At 70.3% G+C, this 16,643-nt stretch carries 17 protein-coding genes; 11 read left to right on the forward strand and 6 right to left on the reverse strand.

All coding sequences use genetic code 11. The annotated features are described in order from the left end of the window. Positions 1 to 14: 14 nt before the first annotated feature. From GV015_RS08435 to GV015_RS08445, 3 genes are read left to right on the forward strand one after another with little or no spacing between them, the layout of a single operon-like run. On the forward strand, positions 15 to 929 hold the full coding sequence (locus tag GV015_RS08435; RefSeq protein ID WP_064294275.1) for a dihydrodipicolinate synthase family protein: 915 nt from the start codon (positions 15 to 17) through the stop codon (positions 927 to 929). Between the two features lie 55 nt (positions 930 to 984). Next, the gene (locus GV015_RS08440) at positions 985 to 1,986 is read left to right on the forward strand and encodes a proline racemase family protein (protein WP_159877898.1); all 1,002 of its coding nucleotides are present in this window, start codon (positions 985 to 987) and stop codon (positions 1,984 to 1,986) included. A 26-nt stretch (positions 1,987 to 2,012) separates the two neighbouring features. Next, on the forward strand, positions 2,013 to 3,542 hold the full coding sequence (locus tag GV015_RS08445) for an aldehyde dehydrogenase (NADP(+)) (RefSeq protein ID WP_159877900.1): 1,530 nt from the start codon (positions 2,013 to 2,015) through the stop codon (positions 3,540 to 3,542). 34 nt (positions 3,543 to 3,576) lie between these two features. On the opposite strand, the gene GV015_RS08450 is transcribed toward GV015_RS08445, so the two are convergent. Next, a complete protein-coding gene (locus tag GV015_RS08450) occupies positions 3,577 to 4,104 on the reverse strand; it encodes a hypothetical protein (protein ID WP_236555376.1) in 528 nt (175 codons plus the stop codon). A 73-nt stretch (positions 4,105 to 4,177) separates the two neighbouring features. On the opposite strand from GV015_RS08450, the gene GV015_RS08455 reads away from it, so the two are divergent. The 4 genes from GV015_RS08455 (at position 4,178) to GV015_RS08470 (ending at position 6,298) form a co-directional block, all read left to right on the forward strand. Next, positions 4,178 to 4,636 (forward strand): EVE domain-containing protein, encoded by a 459-nt coding sequence (locus GV015_RS08455; protein ID WP_159877904.1) that lies wholly within the window; start codon positions 4,178 to 4,180, stop codon positions 4,634 to 4,636. Between the two features lie 196 nt (positions 4,637 to 4,832). Further along, the gene (locus GV015_RS08460) at positions 4,833 to 5,483 is read left to right on the forward strand and encodes a 2-phosphosulfolactate phosphatase (RefSeq protein WP_236555378.1); all 651 of its coding nucleotides are present in this window, start codon (positions 4,833 to 4,835) and stop codon (positions 5,481 to 5,483) included. A 9-nt stretch (positions 5,484 to 5,492) separates the two neighbouring features. After that, positions 5,493 to 5,795, forward strand: coding sequence for a DUF427 domain-containing protein (locus tag GV015_RS08465; RefSeq protein ID WP_124768789.1), 303 nt, complete (start codon positions 5,493 to 5,495; stop codon positions 5,793 to 5,795). Then, complete coding sequence (locus tag GV015_RS08470) at positions 5,795 to 6,298, forward strand: DinB family protein (RefSeq protein ID WP_159877908.1); 504 nt, start codon at positions 5,795 to 5,797, stop codon at positions 6,296 to 6,298. The genes GV015_RS08465 and GV015_RS08470 overlap by 1 nt, the downstream gene beginning before the upstream one ends. Before the next feature lie 27 nt (positions 6,299 to 6,325). Here the strand turns inward: GV015_RS08470 and GV015_RS08475 are convergent, their stop codons facing one another. The 5 genes from GV015_RS08475 to GV015_RS08495 form a co-directional block, all read right to left on the reverse strand. Then, positions 6,326 to 7,147: a TspO/MBR family protein gene (locus GV015_RS08475; protein WP_159877910.1), complete on the reverse strand. Its 822-nt coding sequence runs from the start codon at positions 7,145 to 7,147 to the stop codon at positions 6,326 to 6,328. Positions 7,148 to 7,247: 100 nt separating this feature from the next. Continuing rightward, on the reverse strand, positions 7,248 to 7,814 hold the full coding sequence (locus tag GV015_RS08480) for a DUF1697 domain-containing protein (protein ID WP_201299378.1): 567 nt from the start codon (positions 7,812 to 7,814) through the stop codon (positions 7,248 to 7,250). Then, on the reverse strand, positions 7,811 to 8,335 hold the full coding sequence (locus tag GV015_RS08485; RefSeq protein ID WP_064296385.1) for a SprT-like domain-containing protein: 525 nt from the start codon (positions 8,333 to 8,335) through the stop codon (positions 7,811 to 7,813). The genes GV015_RS08480 and GV015_RS08485 overlap by 4 nt, the downstream gene beginning before the upstream one ends. Before the next feature lie 73 nt (positions 8,336 to 8,408). Then, positions 8,409 to 9,641: a sorbosone dehydrogenase family protein gene (locus GV015_RS08490; RefSeq protein WP_159877912.1), complete on the reverse strand. Its 1,233-nt coding sequence runs from the start codon at positions 9,639 to 9,641 to the stop codon at positions 8,409 to 8,411. Between the two features lie 2 nt (positions 9,642 to 9,643). After that, positions 9,644 to 10,498, reverse strand: a complete 855-nt coding sequence (locus GV015_RS08495; protein WP_159877914.1) for a spermidine synthase — start codon at positions 10,496 to 10,498, stop codon at positions 9,644 to 9,646. A 56-nt stretch (positions 10,499 to 10,554) separates the two neighbouring features. Between GV015_RS08495 and GV015_RS08500 the strand changes: the two genes are divergently transcribed. The 4 genes from GV015_RS08500 to rpoB all read left to right on the forward strand — a co-directional run bounded on the left by GV015_RS08500 (position 10,555) and on the right by rpoB (position 16,626). Further along, positions 10,555 to 11,343 carry a LamB/YcsF family protein gene (locus tag GV015_RS08500; RefSeq protein WP_159877916.1) on the forward strand — a complete coding sequence of 263 codons (789 nt, stop codon included), beginning with the start codon at positions 10,555 to 10,557 and terminating at the stop codon, positions 11,341 to 11,343. Beyond that, positions 11,340 to 12,032 carry an allophanate hydrolase subunit 1 gene (locus tag GV015_RS08505; RefSeq protein ID WP_236555380.1) on the forward strand — a complete coding sequence of 231 codons (693 nt, stop codon included), beginning with the start codon at positions 11,340 to 11,342 and terminating at the stop codon, positions 12,030 to 12,032. The genes GV015_RS08500 and GV015_RS08505 overlap by 4 nt, the downstream gene beginning before the upstream one ends. Then, positions 12,032 to 12,898, forward strand: a complete 867-nt coding sequence (locus tag GV015_RS08510; RefSeq protein WP_159877918.1) for a biotin-dependent carboxyltransferase family protein — start codon at positions 12,032 to 12,034, stop codon at positions 12,896 to 12,898. The genes GV015_RS08505 and GV015_RS08510 overlap by 1 nt, the downstream gene beginning before the upstream one ends. 236 nt (positions 12,899 to 13,134) lie before the next feature. Then, on the forward strand, positions 13,135 to 16,626 hold the full coding sequence (gene rpoB, locus GV015_RS08515; protein WP_079705237.1) for a DNA-directed RNA polymerase subunit beta: 3,492 nt from the start codon (positions 13,135 to 13,137) through the stop codon (positions 16,624 to 16,626). Positions 16,627 to 16,643: the final 17 nt, after the last annotated feature.

The raw sequence follows: 16,643 nt of genomic DNA on the forward strand, positions 1-16,643 counted from the left end.
GAAAGGAACCACCCATGGCCAAGCAGTTCGACCTCGGCGGCGTCATCGTCGCGACCACCCTCGCGTTCAAGGAGGACGCCTCGGCGCCCGCAGGCCTCGCCGTCGACTACGACCGCTTCGCCGAGCACTGCAACTGGCTCATCGAGAACGGTTGCCGCGGCGTCGGCCCGAACGGCTCGCTCGGCGAGTACTCGTCGCTGACGGACGCCGAGCGTCGCAAGGTCATCCAGGTCGCGGTCGACACCGTCGGCGACCGCGGCCTCGTCGTCGCCGGGGTGCACGGCGTCGGCTGGCACCAGGCCCAGCAGTGGGCCGAGTACGCGAAGGAGGACGGCGCGGACGGCGTCCTGCTCCTGCCACCCACCATCTACCGGGCGAACGACGACGAGGTCATCGAGCACTACAGCCGCGTGGACGAGGTCGGCCTGCCGATCATGGCCTACAACAATCCCATCGACACCAAGGTCGACCTCACGCCCGACCTGCTCGTCGAGCTCGCCAAGCTCGAGCACGTCGTCGCCGTGAAGGAGTTCTCGGCCGACATCCGTCGGGTGCTCGAGATCCAGGACAAGACCGACCTCGACGTCATCGCGGGGGCGGACGACCTCCTCTTCGAGTCCCTCGTCGCCGGCGCGGTCGGCTGGTTCGCCGGCTACCCGAACGCCTTCCCGCGCGAGGCCGTCGAGCTGTACACGCTCGTCACCTCCGGTCGCGTCGACGAGGCCCGCACCCTCTACCGCGAGCTCGTGCCCGTCTTCGGGTGGGACTCGAAGACGGAGTTCGTCCAGGCCATCAAGCTGTCGATCGACATCGCCGGCGAGAGCTACGGTGGTCCGACGCGTCCGCCGCGCGGTCCGCTGAACGCGCTCCAGACGGAGCAGGTCACGACGCAGACGCGTCGCGCGCTCGACTACCTCGCGGCACGCTGAGCCTGACGGCCAACGCGACACCCCGACCACGACCACCAGTCCTGAGAGGCACACCATGAAGTCCTCCCGCATGATCAGTGCGGTCGACTCGCACACCGAGGGCATGCCGACCCGCGTCGTCACCGGCGGGGTCGGCGTGATCCCCGGCGCGACCATGAACGAGAAGCGCCTGCACTTCATGGAGCACCTCGACGACCTGCGGCTCTTCCTCATGAACGAGCCTCGCGGTCACGCGGCGATGAGCGGGGCGATCCTGCAGCCGTCCACGCGCGCGGACTGCGACTGGGGCGTCGTGTACATCGAGGTGTCCGGCTGCCTACCGATGTGCGGGCACGGCACCATCGGGGTCGCGACGGTCCTCCTGGAGACCGGCATGGTGGAGGTGGTCGAGCCGGTCACGACGATCCGGCTCGACACCCCCGCCGGACTGGTGATCGCGCGGGTCGACGTCAGTGACGGGCACGCCGACCGCGTGACGATCGAGAACGTCCCGAGCTACGTCGACCGCCTCGACGCCACGATCGAGGTGCCCGGCCTCGGCACCGTGCCCTACAGCCTCGCGTTCGGCGGCAACTTCTACGCGATGGTCGACCTCGACGACGTCGGCCTGCCCTTCGACCGCGACCGCCAGCAGGACATCCTCGACGCGGGCCTGCGGATCATGGCGGCGATCAACGAGCAGGCGCCGCCCGTGCACCCCGAGATCGCCGGGCTCGACCACTGCCACCACGTGGAGTTCATCGCGCCGGGATCCGACGCCGTGCTGTCCCGGCATGCCATGGCCATCTTCCCGGGGTGGTTCGACCGCTCGCCATGTGGCACCGGCACCTCGGCGCGCATGGCCGAGCTCTGGGCCCGCGGTGAGCTGCCGCTCGACCAGGACTTCGTCAACGAGTCCTTCATCGGCAGCCGGTTCACCGGTCGGCTGATCGCCGAGACGACGGTGGCGGGCCGGCCGGCCGTCATCCCGACCATCTCCGGTCGGGCCTGGGTCACCGGAATCGGCTCCTACCTCCTCGACCCCGCCGATCCGTTCCCGACCGGCTTCCAGTTCTGAACCGCACCACGATCCCGGAGGATCACATGACGACCACGCCAGCCCCCGACGCCACCATCGCCGATACCACCCCCGAGCAGCTCGAGGAGGTCCTCCGGGGAGCCGCCGCGGCGGCACCCGCGTGGGCCGCGACGCCGGCGGACGCCCGTGCGCGAGCGCTCGTCGCCGTCGCCGACGCCCTGCAGGCCCACGCGGACGAGCTCGTCCCGGTCGGCATGGTCGAGACGGGGCTCGCCGAGGCGCGGCTCCGCGGCGAGCTCCGTCGCACCGCCGTGCAACTGCGGCTCTTCGCGGAGACGATCGTCGACGGCTCCTACCTCGATGTCCGGATCGACGAGGCCGACCCGGACTTCGCACTCGGCGCACGCCCGGAACTCCGCCGCGTCCTCGTGCCGCTCGGCCCGGTCGTGAACTTCGCAGCGAGCAACTTCCCGTTCGCCTTCTCCGTCGCCGGTGGCGACACCGCGTCGATCCTCGCGGCCGGATGCCCGGTGATCCTCAAGGTGCACGACGGGCACCCGCGGCTCTCGCTCGCGACGGCGGCCATCGTCGAGGCCGCGCTGCGGGCGTCCGGGGCTCCTGACGGCGTTTTCCAGACGATCATCGGCCAGGAGGCCGGCGTCGTCGCCCTGCAGGACGAGCGTGTCCGGGCCGGTTCCTTCACGGGCTCCCTCCGGGCCGGCCGGATCCTCGCGGACCTCGCGGCGGCCCGCCCCGTTCCGATCCCGTTCTTCGGCGAGCTCGGCAGCGTCAACCCCGTGTTCGTGACGCAGCCCGCCCTCGACGAGTCCGCGACGGCCATCGCGACCGGATTCGTCACGAGTGTCGCGGGCTCGGCGGGTCAGCTGTGCACGAAGCCCGGCTTCGTCTACCTGCCGGACGGCGCGGGGCTCGACGAGTCGATCCGTGAGGCTGCTGCCGCGGTTCCCGAGCACCGACTCCTGAACGACCGCATCACGGCCGGGTACGAGGCGAGGCGAGACACCATCCTCGGCACCGACGGCGTGCGGGTCATCGCCGAGGGTTCGCTGCGGGTCGACGAGGACGGCGACGGCTGGGCGACCCCGACGATCGTCGCGGTCTCGCTCGACGCGCTGCGGGCCGGTCGGGACGCCCTGCTCGACGAGGCCTTCGGTCCGTTGTCGATCCTCGTCGAGGTCCCGGCCGGTACGGCGTTCGCGCCCCTCGTGCCGGAGTTCTGCGAGGGCAACCTGACGGCCACCCTGCACGCCGGTGCCGACGAGACGAGCGACGACCTCGTGGAGCTCGTCCAGCAGCTCTCGGCGCACGCCGGCCGGGTGCTGTTCGGCGGTTGGCCCACCGGGGTCGCCGTCACGCCCGCCATGCAGCACGGCGGACCGTGGCCGGCGACGACGAACGACTCGAGCACCTCGGTGGGGACGGCCGCGATCACCCGCTTCCTGCGGCCGGTCGCGTTCCAGAACATGCCGGACCGGTTCCTGCCCGAGGTGCTGCGGTCGTCGGCCACCGGTGTCCCGCGCAGGGTCGCACCCGCGGGTGAGTCGACGCACTGGGGCGAGGCGGCTCAGCGCTGACGCACGGCTGGCCGGGCCTCCGGACGGCGAGGCGTCAGATGGCGCCCTCGACCGTCGCGCCGACCTCGTCGTCCTCCTCGTCGCCGGGGAGCGGCGGGTCGTAGGCCCAGCTCGGCGCGAGCGCCTTGATGCGGGCACCGCGCCACTGCCACGTCGCCCACAGCGGGTACCAGTAGAGCGGGGCGATCGCGCCGGTGATCACGAGTCGGTCGCGGTACAGGGTCTTCGTCGGGTCGTGCTTGTCGCGGGCGACCGCCATCTGGTGGTCCCACCCGGCGAGCTTGCTGAGCGGCCCGCTGACCGGGTCTCCCTGGTCGTGGAGGATGCGGGTGCCGTCGCGACGTTCGATGAACTCGAGGTCGATGATCTGGTCGCCGACCGGGATCGCGCCGGCGGCCTTCACTCGGACGCGGTGCGCCCCTGGCTCCCAGATGGTCGGGAACCCGTCGTCGTCGAGCGCCTCGAGTCCCATGACGGGGCTGTAGAGCTCCCGCAGGACGGCCGGGGAGCGGAGTGCCCGCCAGGCGACGTCGACATCACAGTCCAGGACGAGTTTCAGCATCACGCGCATGCCTCAGTGTCGCATGTGCGGCTCGGCGGCTGCAGGGGGTGCGCCGGTAGGGAAGACTGTGCCTATGGCGATCCGGTACTGGCTGGGCGTGATCCAGCGGGATCACGTCGTCCTCGGCGTCCGTCACGGCTTCGTGCAGATCAACCACGGGCAGCGCGGCGGTCTCGACCAGATGCGCGAGTCCGACGGCTTCGTGTACTACTCGCCGCGGGTCAGCACCCCGGACGGCGAGCCGCTCAAGGCGTTCACCGCGATCGGGCGGGTCTCCGACGACACCGTCTACCAGGCGGCCGTGCCGCGACCGGACGGTGCCGATTGGCGGCCCTGGCGGCGGAGTGTCGACTGGTACCCGGACGCGGTCGAGGCGCCCATCCGTCCGATGCTCGCGCTCCTCGACTTCACGAGCTTCACCCGGAACTGGGGTGTCCAGCTCCGCCGGGGGTTCCTCGAACTCAGTCGTCACGACTTCGAGCTCATCCGCAACGAGATGCGCCCGCCCCACCCCGACGACGCCTCCCGCTGACCCCCCCTGCCCTTGCGCCAGCGCGGTGCGCTGACGTCACCGCGGGTCTGGCGCGTGAGCGCGCCCCTCCGGAGGCCCGCGCTCACGTCCGATGACCCGCGCTCGCGTCAGCGCACCGCGCTGGCGACCACCCCCACGGAGGTCTTGGGACGCAACACTCGTGGGGTGGGTTGGTGCGCCTGGATACGATGAACGGGTGAGTACCGCATCCGCCACACCGCCGCCCGTCCACCCGCCGTTCGCCCAGACCAAGTACCAGGTCAGGTTCGACTGGGGCGTCGCAGGAGCCGGGCGGGTCGAGACGGCGGACGTCGCGGTCGTCGTGGACGTCCTCCACGCGACGACCTCCGTCGAGCAGCGCGTGAGCGACGGGGAGGCCGTCGCCGTCGCGGAGTTGGACGACCGCGGTGAGACGGCGCAGATCGCCACGCTGCTCGCCGACGCGGGGGCGACGGTCGTCGCCGGGTGCCTGCGCAACCGGTCGGCGGTCGCGGACTGGATCATCGCGAAGCAGGCCGAGCTCGGACGGCGTACGAGCATCGTCGTCATCGCGGTCGGTGAACTCGACGACACGGCCGAGACCCGGTTCGCCGTCGAGGACCTCTTCGGGGCCGGTGCCGTGATCGAGGCGCTGGGACTCCGCGGTATCGACTTCACCTCACCGGAGGCCGCCGCCGCTGCCGCCGCGTACGAGGGCCTGCGCAACGGCGTCGGGCACCTGCTGTCCGCGTCCGCCACCGCCCAGCAGCTCGCGCAGGCGGGTGCCACACAGCACGTCCAGGCGGCACGCGAGGTCGACGTGTCAAGCGTCGTCCCGGTCCTGGACGGAGCCGTGTTCCGGGCGTAGTCTCGGCGCATGCGCGCACTCCTCGGAACCACCGTCCTCGCCGAAGCCCCCGAATCGGAGCTCATCAAGATCGAGGGCAACTGGTACTTCCCGCCGTCGAGCCTCAACCGCGAGCGCTTCGTCGAGACCGACACCCAGTACCACTGCCCGTGGAAGGGCGACGCCCAATACTGGGGCATCACCGACGGCGGCGAGGTCAAGCCCGATGTGGCCTGGTCGTACCCGACCCCGTATCCGACCGCGTTCGACCGCGTCGGCAAGGACTTCTCCGGCTACGTCGCCTTCGGGAACGAGGTCGAGGTCGTCGACTGATGGCCGACTGGGGCGACCGCCCGCAGCCGCCTGAGCGCGGTGGCGAGCGCGAGACGATCGAGGGTTTCCTCGATCTGCAGCGCGCCAGCATCGTCTGGAAGGCACGCGGACTCACCGACGAGCTCGCGGCCAAGCGACTGTTGCCGAGCATCACGACCGTCTCGGGCGTCATCCGACACCTCGCCGATGTCGAGCGCAGCTGGTTCCGCGAGGACATGGACGGGCAGTCGGACGTCCCGGCGCGGTGGACCGACGAGGACCCCGACGGCGAATGGCGCGTGACGGCCGACGACAGCCTGGCCGAGATCATCGCGGACTACGAGGCGGCCTGTGCGGAGTCCCGCGAGGTGGCGTCGCGGTATCAGCTCGACGATGTCTGCCTCGGCAACGACCAGCGGTTCACGCTGCGGTGGATCGAGCTCCACATGATCGAGGAGACGGCCCGGCATCTTGGACATATCGACGTCCTCCGCGAACAGCTCGACGGCCGCACCGGCGAGTAGCGCCGCGGCCGTCGAGCGTGCGGAGCGTCAGGCGCCGACGAGCGCTGCTCGGTCGCGTCCCCGCGAGACGCGGACGACCACGGTGACGACGGCCACCACGACCGCGACGATCAGTGCCGCGATCCCGGCTTCGGTCGAGAGCAGTTCGCCGGTGAAGCGGCCCACGGCCACCCACGCGAGCCCCCAGCAGAGCGACAGCATGGGGGCGATCCGTCCGCGGCCGACGACCGCGAGCAGGATCCCGACCGCTCCGGCGACCGCGAGGACGATGATCGCCCAGACACCGGCGGCCGGACCGTCCGCGCTCCCGATCCCGGATCCGACGAGCGCAGCGGTGATGTTCGCCGCCGTCGCGACACACACCCACCCGAGGTAGAGGCCCATCGTGCCGTCCGTGATGATCGCGTCGACCACGCTGGACGGCTTGGTCCGGAGCACGATCACGAAGATGCGGGCCAGGACACCGAGGAGGGCGATGATCACGAACACGCTCAGGATCAGGAAGCCCGCCTGCACCACGAGGATCCACGCCGCGTTCAGCAGCAGGCTCGCCACGACCCAGTAGCCGAGACGACGGTGGCGCTCACGGGTCGTCTGCGAGGGCAGGAACTGCCAGACCGCATAGGCGACGAGCCCGAGGTAGATGACGCTCCAGATGGAGAACGCGGGCCCGTCCGGTGCGATCGGTGTCGACGAGGCGCTCAACGCGCCGTTCGCCGCGTTCTGGACCTGCGTCCCCCCGGCGGCTCCCGACCCGATGTAGGAGCCGATGATCGCGAGGACCGCGCTGACGGCGACGGCGATCTGCCGGACGCGGTCCGCGGTGGTGGGTGAATCGGTGCCGGTCATGACGCATGCCTCCAGAATTGTGCAGCTAGCTGATCAATTCAGCGTACGCCACCGTGGAGCACCTCGCGGGGGCTTGCGCCGGTGCCGCGGAACAGCCTGCTCAGAGGAGCTTGCGCAGCGTCCGCAGGTTGCGCGTGGTGACGTGCGGCTTGAACCGGGCCTTCGAGGACTCCTTCGCGAAGGCGGTGCCGGTGCTCGACCCCTTCGGGACCTCCCAGTAGAGGACGCCGTCGCCGGATGCGACGCGGTCGGGCTGCTCCCCGGCTGCCGCCGAGAACGCGAGCAGGGCGTCGAGTGAGGCCTGCTCGGAGGAGAACATGACGTACGGCTGGACCTGCTCGGCCTCCGGCCAGGGATAGGCCTCGATGACGTCGGCGAGTGCGCGCTGATGCGTGAGCACGATCCACGCCTCGTATCCGAAGGCCTCCGCGAGCGACCGCTCGATGCGCCGTTTCAGCGCACCGCGTGCATCGTCCGCGGTCTCGCGAGGCTGGTGCTCTGGGTCGTCGAAGACGACGTTGCCGCTTGCGAGGACGGTGCGGACTTCCGTGAACCCGGCCGATCGGAACACCTCGGCGAGGTCGGCGGAGCGGATCGTGACGCCGCCGACGTTGACGCCGCGCAGGAGCGCGATCCAGCTGTCGGTGGGAATCGCGCCGCCGGTCATGACCCGATGCCCGGCTCGGGCGGGGTGGAGCCGTCGAACGCGGCCGCCCGACGCCGCATGGCCGGCGTGACCTCCCGGTGCACCCAGCTGAGGAGGAAGCGTTCGTCCCACGAGCGCGAGCACTTGCCGCAGGAGGTCGCCCGGCTCGGGCGCCGGTGCCGGTAGAGGACATGGCCCGAGGGGCAGGTGCCGACCCACGGGGCGAGTTCGTCGGCCGTCTGGCCCTCGTGGAGCCGCGAGCCCTCGTAGCCGATCTCCTCGGCGACCTTGCGCCACTTGGGTCCGTGCCCGGCGCGCGCCCCGGCGAGGGCGTGCGCGACCTCGTGGAGCAGGATCTGGTGGATCTCGTCGTCGTCGTAGCGTGCCGCGAGATAGCGCGAGACGGTGATCCGCTTCGTCGTGAAGTTGCACAGGCCGGCGCGTCGCTTGGCGTTGTCGAAGCCGAAGGTCCAGACCGTCGGGTCGAGGTGCAGCACGATGAGCGCCTGTGCCCACGCCGTGACCCGACTGAGTTCTGCCATGCCTGGATGGTACTCCCGGCGACCGACACCGGACCGCAGGAGCGGGATGACCCACAGGTGTGGCGGTGAGTCCTCAGCGGGCCGCGAGCGGGGTGAGGGGGAGTTCGACGATCCGGTCGTCCTCGGTTCCGGGCGAACCGCGGCCGTCGGTGTTGTTCGTGAGGATCCAGGCGGTCCCCGGCGGGCCGGCCACGACGTCGCGGATCCGTCCGAACTCGCCGACGAGGTAGGGCACCGCGTCGATCACGCCCACGAGCACGCTGCTCCCCGCCGGGACGTGCACGCCGTCGGTGATGCCGTACAGGCGCTCGCCGCGGAGCGAGGCCATGAAGATCGTGTCGTCGACGATCGCGAGACCGCTCGGGCTCGCGTCCTCCGTGGCCCACTGCGCGACCGGGTCGATCATGCCCTGGGCTCCGGCGACGCCCTCGGCGACCGGCCAGCCGTAGTTGCCACCGGGGGTGATCCGGTTGAGCTCGTCCCAGGTGTTCTGCCCGAACTCGCTCGCCCACAGGCCGCCGTCGCGATCCCACGCGATGCCCTGCGGGTTGCGATGGCCGAGGGAGAAGACGGGCGACCCCGGGAAGGGGTTGTCGCCCGGCACCGCGCCGTCGGGTGTGAGCCGCAGGATCTTCCCGCCGAGGCTGTCCACGTCCTGAGCCAGGCTGCGGTCACCGGCGTCACCCGCGGTGGCGTAGAGCATGCCGTCCGGTCCGAACGCGATGCGTCCGCCGTTGTGGTTCCCGGCTCGGGGGATGCCGACGAGGACCTCCTCGACGCCGCCGAGCGCGTACGACCCGGCCGCTCCCGTGAGCGGGAACCGCACGATGCGGTTGTCGGACGAGGTCGTCAGGTAGGCGTAGAGCCAGGTTCCCGCGGGCTCCGATCCCGCCGGCGTGAGGACGGCGAGGCCGAGCAGCCCGCCCTCGCCTCCCGCGGCCACCCCGGGGACCACGCCGACCTGCCGCACCGCGCCGCCGCTGACGACCTCGAGGACGTCGCCCGCGTCGCGCTGGCTCACCAGCGTGCTGCCCGAGGCGAGTCGGACCATCGACCAGGGCGCGTCGAGGCCGCCGACGACCGTGGTGGCCTCACCGGTCGGGGCGACCGGTCCGGTTGGAATCGCGGATGTAGGCGTCGACGCGGACACGCTCGGCGCGGGGGAGGGCGAGAGGGAGGCCGTACCCGGTGATCGTGGCTCCCCGTCGGTGCACGCCACGAGCGCCAGGGCGGTGGCGGCGAGCAGGATGGTGAGCGAGGCGGGCGCACGCAGGCCCCGTCGTCGCGGCGTCTGCGTGGTGGCCATGGTCAGCCCTTCGTCTGGAAGATGCCCTGGGCGGGGTTCGGGGAGGGGACGGCGGTCGTGTCCGTGACGACCTGTGCCCCCGCGATGAAGGCGCGCAGCTCGGCGCCAGCCACCGCCTTGGCGGGGTGGGGTCCGGCCGCGAGGAGCCTCGGCAGGAAGTCGAGTGGGAGGGCGGTGTTCGAACCGACGAGGACGACGTTGCCGAAGCGGCGGCCTTTGAGGATCTGCGTCTCCGCGAGGGCGGCGACGTGTGACACGGAGTCGGCGAGCGTCGCGGCCTGTCCGCGGGCGAACGCGAGTCCGCGGCCGTCGGCGACGTTCACGACGATGACGCCGGTCGGCGACAGCAGCTCGACCGCTGAGGCGTAGAACTCCGTGCTCGTGACATGGGCCGGCGTGTTGGCGCCGCTGAAGATGTCGACGACGACGAGGTCGACGGTGCCCCGCAGGCCTGGCGGCAGCTTCGCGACGATCTCGCGGGCGTCGCCGTATCGGACGCGGATCTGGGCGCGCTTCGACCAGGGGAGGTGCTCGCGCACGAGATCGATCAGTTCGCGCTCGAGTTCGACGACCTGCTGCCGCGAGCCCGGCCTCGTCGCCTCCACGTAGCGGGGGAGGGTGAGCGCGCCGGCACCGAGGTGCACCGCCGTGATCGGCTGACCGGGGTCGGCGATCTCGTCGACGATGTGACCGATCCGCTGGATGTACTCGAAGAAGAGCTCCTCGGGCTGATCGAGGTTGACGTGCGACTGCGGCGTGCCGTCGACCACCAGCTGATAGGTGCCCGGCACGAAGCGGTCGGCCTCGATCCTGGCCAGGTATCCGCTGACGCCGAGTCGTACCTGTGCCTCGTCCATACCCCCACCCTAGACTTTCCCGCAGTGGCGGGAGGCGGAGCGGAAGGGGTGCGGCCGTGGCGCAGGTGGACCTCAACAGCGACCTCGGCGAGGTCTGGCGCGGTGTGCCGACCGCCGACGACGACGCCATGTTCGCCCTGATCACGAGCGCGAACGTCGCTTGCGGCTTCCACGCCGGGGACGACGCGTCCATGCGCGACGCCGTCCGCCGCTCGACGGCCCACGGGGTGTCGCTGGGCGCCCATCCGTCCTACCGGGATGAGGCGGGCTTCGGGCGCCGCGACCAGGACGTTCCGGCCGAGGTGCTCGAGGCCGAGGTCCTGGAGCAGCTCTGCGCCCTGCAGCGAGCGGTCGACGAGGTCGGCGAGGCCGACGGGGTCGGCGCGCGGCTCGCCTACGTGAAGCCGCACGGTGCCCTCTACAACCGGATCGCGCACGACCGGGTCCAGGCGCGGGCGGTCGTCAGGGCGGTGGTCACGGCCTCCGAGGAGCTCGGGCGACCACTTCCCGTCCTCGGGATGCCCGGCTCCGTGATCGAACAGGAGCTCCTCGCCGCCGGACTCCGCTTCGTCGCGGAGGCCTTCGTCGACCGCGGCTACCGCTCCGACGGTTCGCTCGTCCCGCGCGACGCGCCCGGGGCGCTGCTGACCGATGAGACGGCGGCGGTCCGCCGGGCCGTCTCCCTTGCCCTCGACCGACGCATCAGCAGCGTCGACGGTGCCGACGTCGAACTCGACGCGGTCTCGCTCTGCGTGCACGGCGACACCCCGGGGGCCGTGTCGCTCGCCACGGCGGTCAGGGCCGCCCTGCTGGACGCCGGCGTCGAACTGGTCGCGCCGTGGTGACCGCGGACACCTCCACCGGACCCGTGCTCCGAGCGATGGGGGAGGAGGCCGTACTCCTCGAACTCGCATCGCTCGAGGACGTCCTGCTCGTGCACCGGGCCCTGGCCGCCTCGCGCCCGGCGGGGCTGGTCGACCTCGTCCCGGCCGCCCGGACCGTGCTCGCCGTGACGGACGTGCGGGGCCCGGCGCTCGCCGCGGTGGGAGCATGGTTGCTCGCCACCGCGGAACGGGCGCTCGCACCCGGCGTGGGAGGCTCGACCGGCGCTGTCGACGAGGCGGGGAGACGGTCGGACACCGTCATCCACGTCCGCTACGACGGCCAGGACCTCGCCGAGACCGCGGCGCTGCTCGGCATGGACGCCGACGGTCTCATCGCCTGGCACACCGCTCACGCATGGACCGTCGCCTTCAGCGGCTTCGCGCCGGGGTTCGCCTACCTCGAGCCGGAGCGGGAGGACGAGACGATCGGCCCGCCGCTCGAGATCCCGCGCCTGAGCGTGCCCCGGACGACCGTCCCCGCCGGTTCCGTGGCGCTCGCCGGGACGTTCAGCGGCGTCTACCCGCGAGCCTCCCCAGGCGGGTGGCGCATCATCGGGACGACCGACGCCGTGCTGTGGGACGACGCAGTGGATCCACCAGCCCTCCTCGTCCCCGGCGGTCGGGTTCGGTTCGCACAGGTCCCCGCGTGATGGGCGGGACGCTGCTCGTGGAGGCTGCTGGACCGGCGACCACCGTGCAGGACCTGGGTCGACCGGGTGCTGCGGCCCTCGGGGTCAGCCCGTCCGGCGCGCTCGACCGCGGTGCCCTGCGCCTCGCCAACCGTCTCGTCGGCAACCCGGAGGGCCGTGCGGCGCTCGAGGTCGTCCTGGGCCCGTTCGTCGCCGTCCCCGACGTCGACCTCTGGATCGCCGTGACCGGCGCGTGGGGTGCGATCACCGTCGACGGCCGAGCGGTCGACGGACACCACGCCGTCCGCGTGGCGGCCGGTTCCCGGCTCGAACTCGGTGCGGCGACGCACGGGCTGCGGTACGTCCTCGCGGTCCGGGGCGGCTTCGACGGTCCGGAACTGCTCGGCTCGCGGTCGACCGACACCCTGGCCGGCCTCGGCCCGGCACCGGTCGTCGGCGGCGATCGACTCGTCGTCCTCCCCACCCCGCGCCGCCGCATCCCTCCGCTCGACATCGCCCCCTGGACGCGGCCCGACCCCGGGGAGCGGCTCATACGGGTCTCGCCGGGACCCCGCCGGGACTGGTTCGACGCCGCCTCCCTGCAGCGTCTCGTCGAGCAGTCGTGGAGCGTGACGGCCGACGCCGACCGCATCGGGATCCGCCTCGACGGGACGCCGCTCGAGCGACTCGATCCCGGTCGTGAACTGCCGAGTGAGGGCATGGTCGCCGGGGCGGTCCAGGTGCCGCCGAGCGGTCTGCCGACGATCCTGTCGGCCGACCACCCCGTCACCGGCGGGTATCCGGTCATCGCGGTCGTGCGCGCCGCGGACCGCGACCTCCTGGCGCAACTCCGGCCCGGTCAGCGCCTGCGGTTCGGCGCGGGTTGACGGGAACACCGGGGGCGACGCGGCGGTTATACCGGAAAGTCGAAAACTCGTCAAGGAAAGAGTAGACACGCCGCAGATTCCGGCATATAGTTGTTCTTTGCGCTCCCAGAATCTCTATGCCTTCATATTGCGGTCGGCTGGTGTGCGGGTCCAACCCGCCACATGTTCCTTTCTGGTGAGTAACTCCACTGACGACCAGTAACTCGGCCCCCAACAGGCCTCCGGAGGTTATCCCCTTGGCTGCTGCGCGCAACGCAACCACCAACTCACCCAAGAACGGCCGCGGAGCATCCCGCCTCTCGTTCGCGAAGATCACCGACACGCTCACGGTTCCAGACCTCCTGGCTCTGCAGACCGAGAGCTTCGACTGGCTGGTCGGCAACGACGTGTGGAAGGCACGCGTCGAAGAAGCCACCCAGGCCGGCCGACAGGACCTGCCCACGAAGAGCGGCCTCGACGAGATCTTCGAGGAGATCTCGCCCATCGAGGACCTCGGCGAGACGATGCAGCTCTCCTTCGCCAACCCGTACCTCGAGCCCGAGAAGTACTCCATCGACGAGTGCAAGGAACGCGGCAAGACCTACGCGGCCCCGCTCTACGTCGAGGCCGAGTTCATGAACCACCTCACCGGTGAGATCAAGACCCAGACGGTCTTCATGGGCGACTTCCCGCTCATGACCGAGCGCGGTACCTTCATCATCAACGGCACCGAGCGTGTCGTCGTCTCGCAGCTCGTCCGCAGCCCGGGCGTGTACTTCGAGTCGGCTCAGGAGAAGACCTCCGACAAGGACATCTTCTCCGCTCGCGTCATCCCGAGCCGCGGTGCCTGGCTCGAGTTCGAGATCGACAAGCGCGACCAGGTCGGCGTCCGCATCGACCGCAAGCGCAAGCAGTCCGTCACCGTGTTCCTCAAGGCGCTCGGCATGACGAGCGAGGAGATCCTCGAGGAGTTCAAGGGCTACGAGTCGATCGAGCTCACCCTCGAGAAGGACACGATCCTCACCAAGGAGGACGCGCTCCGCGACATCTACCGCAAGCTCCGTCCGGGCGAGCAGGTCGCAGCCGAGGCCGCACGTGCGCTCCTCGACAACTTCTACTTCAACTCGAAGCGCTACGACCTCGCGAAGGTCGGCCGGTACAAGATCAACAACAAGCTCGGTCTCGACAAGCCGCTCAGCGACTCCGTCCTGACGACCGACGACATCGTCGCCACGATCAAGTACCTCGTCGCCCTGCACCGCGGCACGGCCACCCTCCCGGGTGTCCGCAACGGCAAGCCCGTCGACCTCCGTCTCGACACGGACGACATCGACAACTTCGGCAACCGTCGCATCCGCGCCGTCGGCGAGCTCATCCAGAACCAGGTCCGCACCGGTCTGTCCCGCATGGAGCGCGTCGTCCGCGAGCGCATGACCACGCAGGACATCGAGGCGATCACGCCGCAGACCCTGATCAACGTGCGCCCCGTCGTCGCCGCGATCAAGGAGTTCTTCGGGACCTCGCAGCTGTCGCAGTTCATGGACCAGAACAACCCGCTCGCGGGTCTGACCCACAAGCGTCGCCTTTCGGCGCTCGGCCCCGGTGGTCTGTCGCGTGAGCGTGCAGGCGTCGAGGTGCGAGACGTCCACCCGTCGCACTACGGCCGCATGTGCCCGATCGAGACCCCGGAAGGCCCGAACATCGGCCTGATCGGTTCGCTCGCATCGTTCGCGCGGATCAACTCGTTCGGTTTCATCGAGACCCCGTACCGTCGCGTCGTCGACGGCCGGGTCACCGAGGACATCGACTACCTGACCGCGATGGAAGAGGACAACTACATCGTCGCGCAGGCCAACGCTCCGCTGAAGAGCGACGGCCACTTCCAGGAGGACCGCGTCCTCGCCCGGAAGAAGGGCGGCGAGGTCGACCTCATCCCGTCCGAGGAGATCGGCTACATGGACGTCTCCCCGCGCCAGATGGTGTCGGTCGCGACCTCCCTCATCCCGTTCCTCGAGCACGACGACGCGAACCGCGCACTCATGGGTGCCAACATGCAGCGTCAGGCCGTCCCGCTCCTCATGTCGGACTCGCCGCTCGTCGGTACCGGTATGGAGGGCTACGCAGCCATCGACGCGGGTGACGTCGTCACCGCCGACAAGGCCGGCGTCGTCCAGGAGGTATCGGCAGAGTCCGTCACCATCCAGCTCGACGAGGGTGGCACGCAGACCTACTACCTGCGCAAGTTCGACCGCTCCAACCAGGGCACGAGCTACAACAACCGCGTCATCGTCTCCGAGGGTGCACGCATCGAGGCCGGCGAGGTCATCGCCGACGGCCCCGCCACGGAGAACGGCGAGCTCGCGCTCGGCAAGAACCTCCTCGTCGCCTTCATGACGTGGGAGGGTCACAACTTCGAGGACGCGATCATCCTCAGCCAGAACCTGGTGAAGGACGACGTCCTCTCCTCGATCCACATCGAGGAGTACGAGGTCGACGCCCGCGACACCAAGCTCGGCAAGGAGGAGATCACCCGTGATCTCCCGAACGTCAGCCCGGAGCTGCTCAAGGACCTCGACGAGCGCGGCATCATCCGCATCGGTGCCGAGGTCCGCCCCGGCGACATCCTCGTCGGCAAGGTCACGCCGAAGGGTGAGACCGAGCTCTCCGCCGAGGAGCGCCTGCTCCGCGCCATCTTCAACGAGAAGAGCCGCGAAGTCCGCGACACCTCGCTGAAGGTTCCCCACGGTGAAGCCGGCACGATCATCGCCGTCAAGGTGTTCGACGCACAGGACGGCGACGACGAGCTCGGCTCGGGCGTCAACCAGCGTGTGGTCGTCTACATCGCCCAGAAGCGCAAGATCACCGAGGGCGACAAGCTCGCCGGCCGTCACGGCAACAAGGGTGTCATCGCGAAGATCCTGCCCGTCGAGGACATGCCGTTCCTCGAGGACGGCACGCCGGTCGACGTCATCCTCAACCCGCTCGGTATCCCCGGTCGAATGAACTTCGGTCAGGTCCTCGAGATCCACCTGGGGTGGATCGCGAAGCAGGGCTGGAACGTCGAGGGCAAGCCCAGCTGGGCCAAGAAGCTCCCGGCTGCCGCGCACTCGGCCGAGCCGAACACCAAGGTCGCGACCCCGGTGTTCGACGGCGCCTCCGAGGAGGAGATCGCCGGTCTGCTCGACTCGACCAACGTCACCCGCGACGGCGACCGCCTCATCGGTTCCTCCGGAAAGGCCCGTCTGTTCGACGGCCGCTCCGGCGAGCCGTTCCCGGCGCCGGTCTCGGTCGGCTACATGTACATCCTCAAGCTGCACCACCTCGTGGACGACAAGATCCACGCGCGTTCGACGGGTCCGTACTCGATGATCACGCAGCAGCCGCTCGGTGGTAAGGCTCAGTTCGGTGGACAGCGCTTCGGTGAGATGGAGGTCTGGGCCCTCGAGGCCTATGGAGCCGCGTACGCGCTCCAGGAGCTCCTGACCATCAAGTCCGACGACATCCTCGGCCGCGTCAAGGTGTACGAGGCCATCGTCAAGGGCGAGAACATCCAGGAGCCGGGTATCCCCGAGAGCTTCAAGGTGCTCATCAAGGAGATGCAGTCGCTGTGCTTGAACGTCGAGGTCCTCTCGGCCGACGGCACCGCGGTGAGCCTGCGCGACACCGACGACGACGCGTTCCGCGCCGCCGAGGAGCTCGGGATCAACATTTCCTCCAGGTTCGAGTCGTCGTCCATCGACGAGATCTAAGCCTGACCACTGTAGAG

It is taken from the genome of Plantibacter sp. T3 (assembly GCF_902506515.1).
GTDB lineage: Bacteria > Actinomycetota > Actinomycetes > Actinomycetales > Microbacteriaceae > Plantibacter > Plantibacter auratus.

Excerpts from the sequence above, each read along its gene's own strand:
- GV015_RS08435 (WP_064294275.1), top strand. The coding sequence starts at position 15 with ATGGCCAAGCAGTTCGACCTCGGCGGCGTCATCGTCGCGACCACCCTC.
- GV015_RS08440 (WP_159877898.1), top strand. The coding sequence starts at position 985 with ATGAAGTCCTCCCGCATGATCAGTGCGGTCGACTCGCACACCGAGGGC.
- GV015_RS08445 (WP_159877900.1), top strand. The coding sequence starts at position 2,013 with ATGACGACCACGCCAGCCCCCGACGCCACCATCGCCGATACCACCCCC.
- GV015_RS08450 (WP_236555376.1), bottom strand. The coding sequence starts at position 4,104 with ATGCTGAAACTCGTCCTGGACTGTGATGTCGACGTCGCCTGGCGGGCA.
- GV015_RS08455 (WP_159877904.1), top strand. The coding sequence starts at position 4,178 with ATGGCGATCCGGTACTGGCTGGGCGTGATCCAGCGGGATCACGTCGTC.
- GV015_RS08465 (WP_124768789.1), top strand. The coding sequence starts at position 5,493 with ATGCGCGCACTCCTCGGAACCACCGTCCTCGCCGAAGCCCCCGAATCG.
- GV015_RS08470 (WP_159877908.1), top strand. The coding sequence starts at position 5,795 with ATGGCCGACTGGGGCGACCGCCCGCAGCCGCCTGAGCGCGGTGGCGAG.
- GV015_RS08475 (WP_159877910.1), bottom strand. The coding sequence starts at position 7,147 with ATGACCGGCACCGATTCACCCACCACCGCGGACCGCGTCCGGCAGATC.
- GV015_RS08480 (WP_201299378.1), bottom strand. The coding sequence starts at position 7,814 with ATGACCGGCGGCGCGATTCCCACCGACAGCTGGATCGCGCTCCTGCGC.
- GV015_RS08485 (WP_064296385.1), bottom strand. The coding sequence starts at position 8,335 with ATGGCAGAACTCAGTCGGGTCACGGCGTGGGCACAGGCGCTCATCGTG.
- GV015_RS08490 (WP_159877912.1), bottom strand. The coding sequence starts at position 9,641 with ATGGCCACCACGCAGACGCCGCGACGACGGGGCCTGCGTGCGCCCGCC.
- GV015_RS08495 (WP_159877914.1), bottom strand. The coding sequence starts at position 10,498 with ATGGACGAGGCACAGGTACGACTCGGCGTCAGCGGATACCTGGCCAGG.
- GV015_RS08510 (WP_159877918.1), top strand. The coding sequence starts at position 12,032 with ATGGGCGGGACGCTGCTCGTGGAGGCTGCTGGACCGGCGACCACCGTG.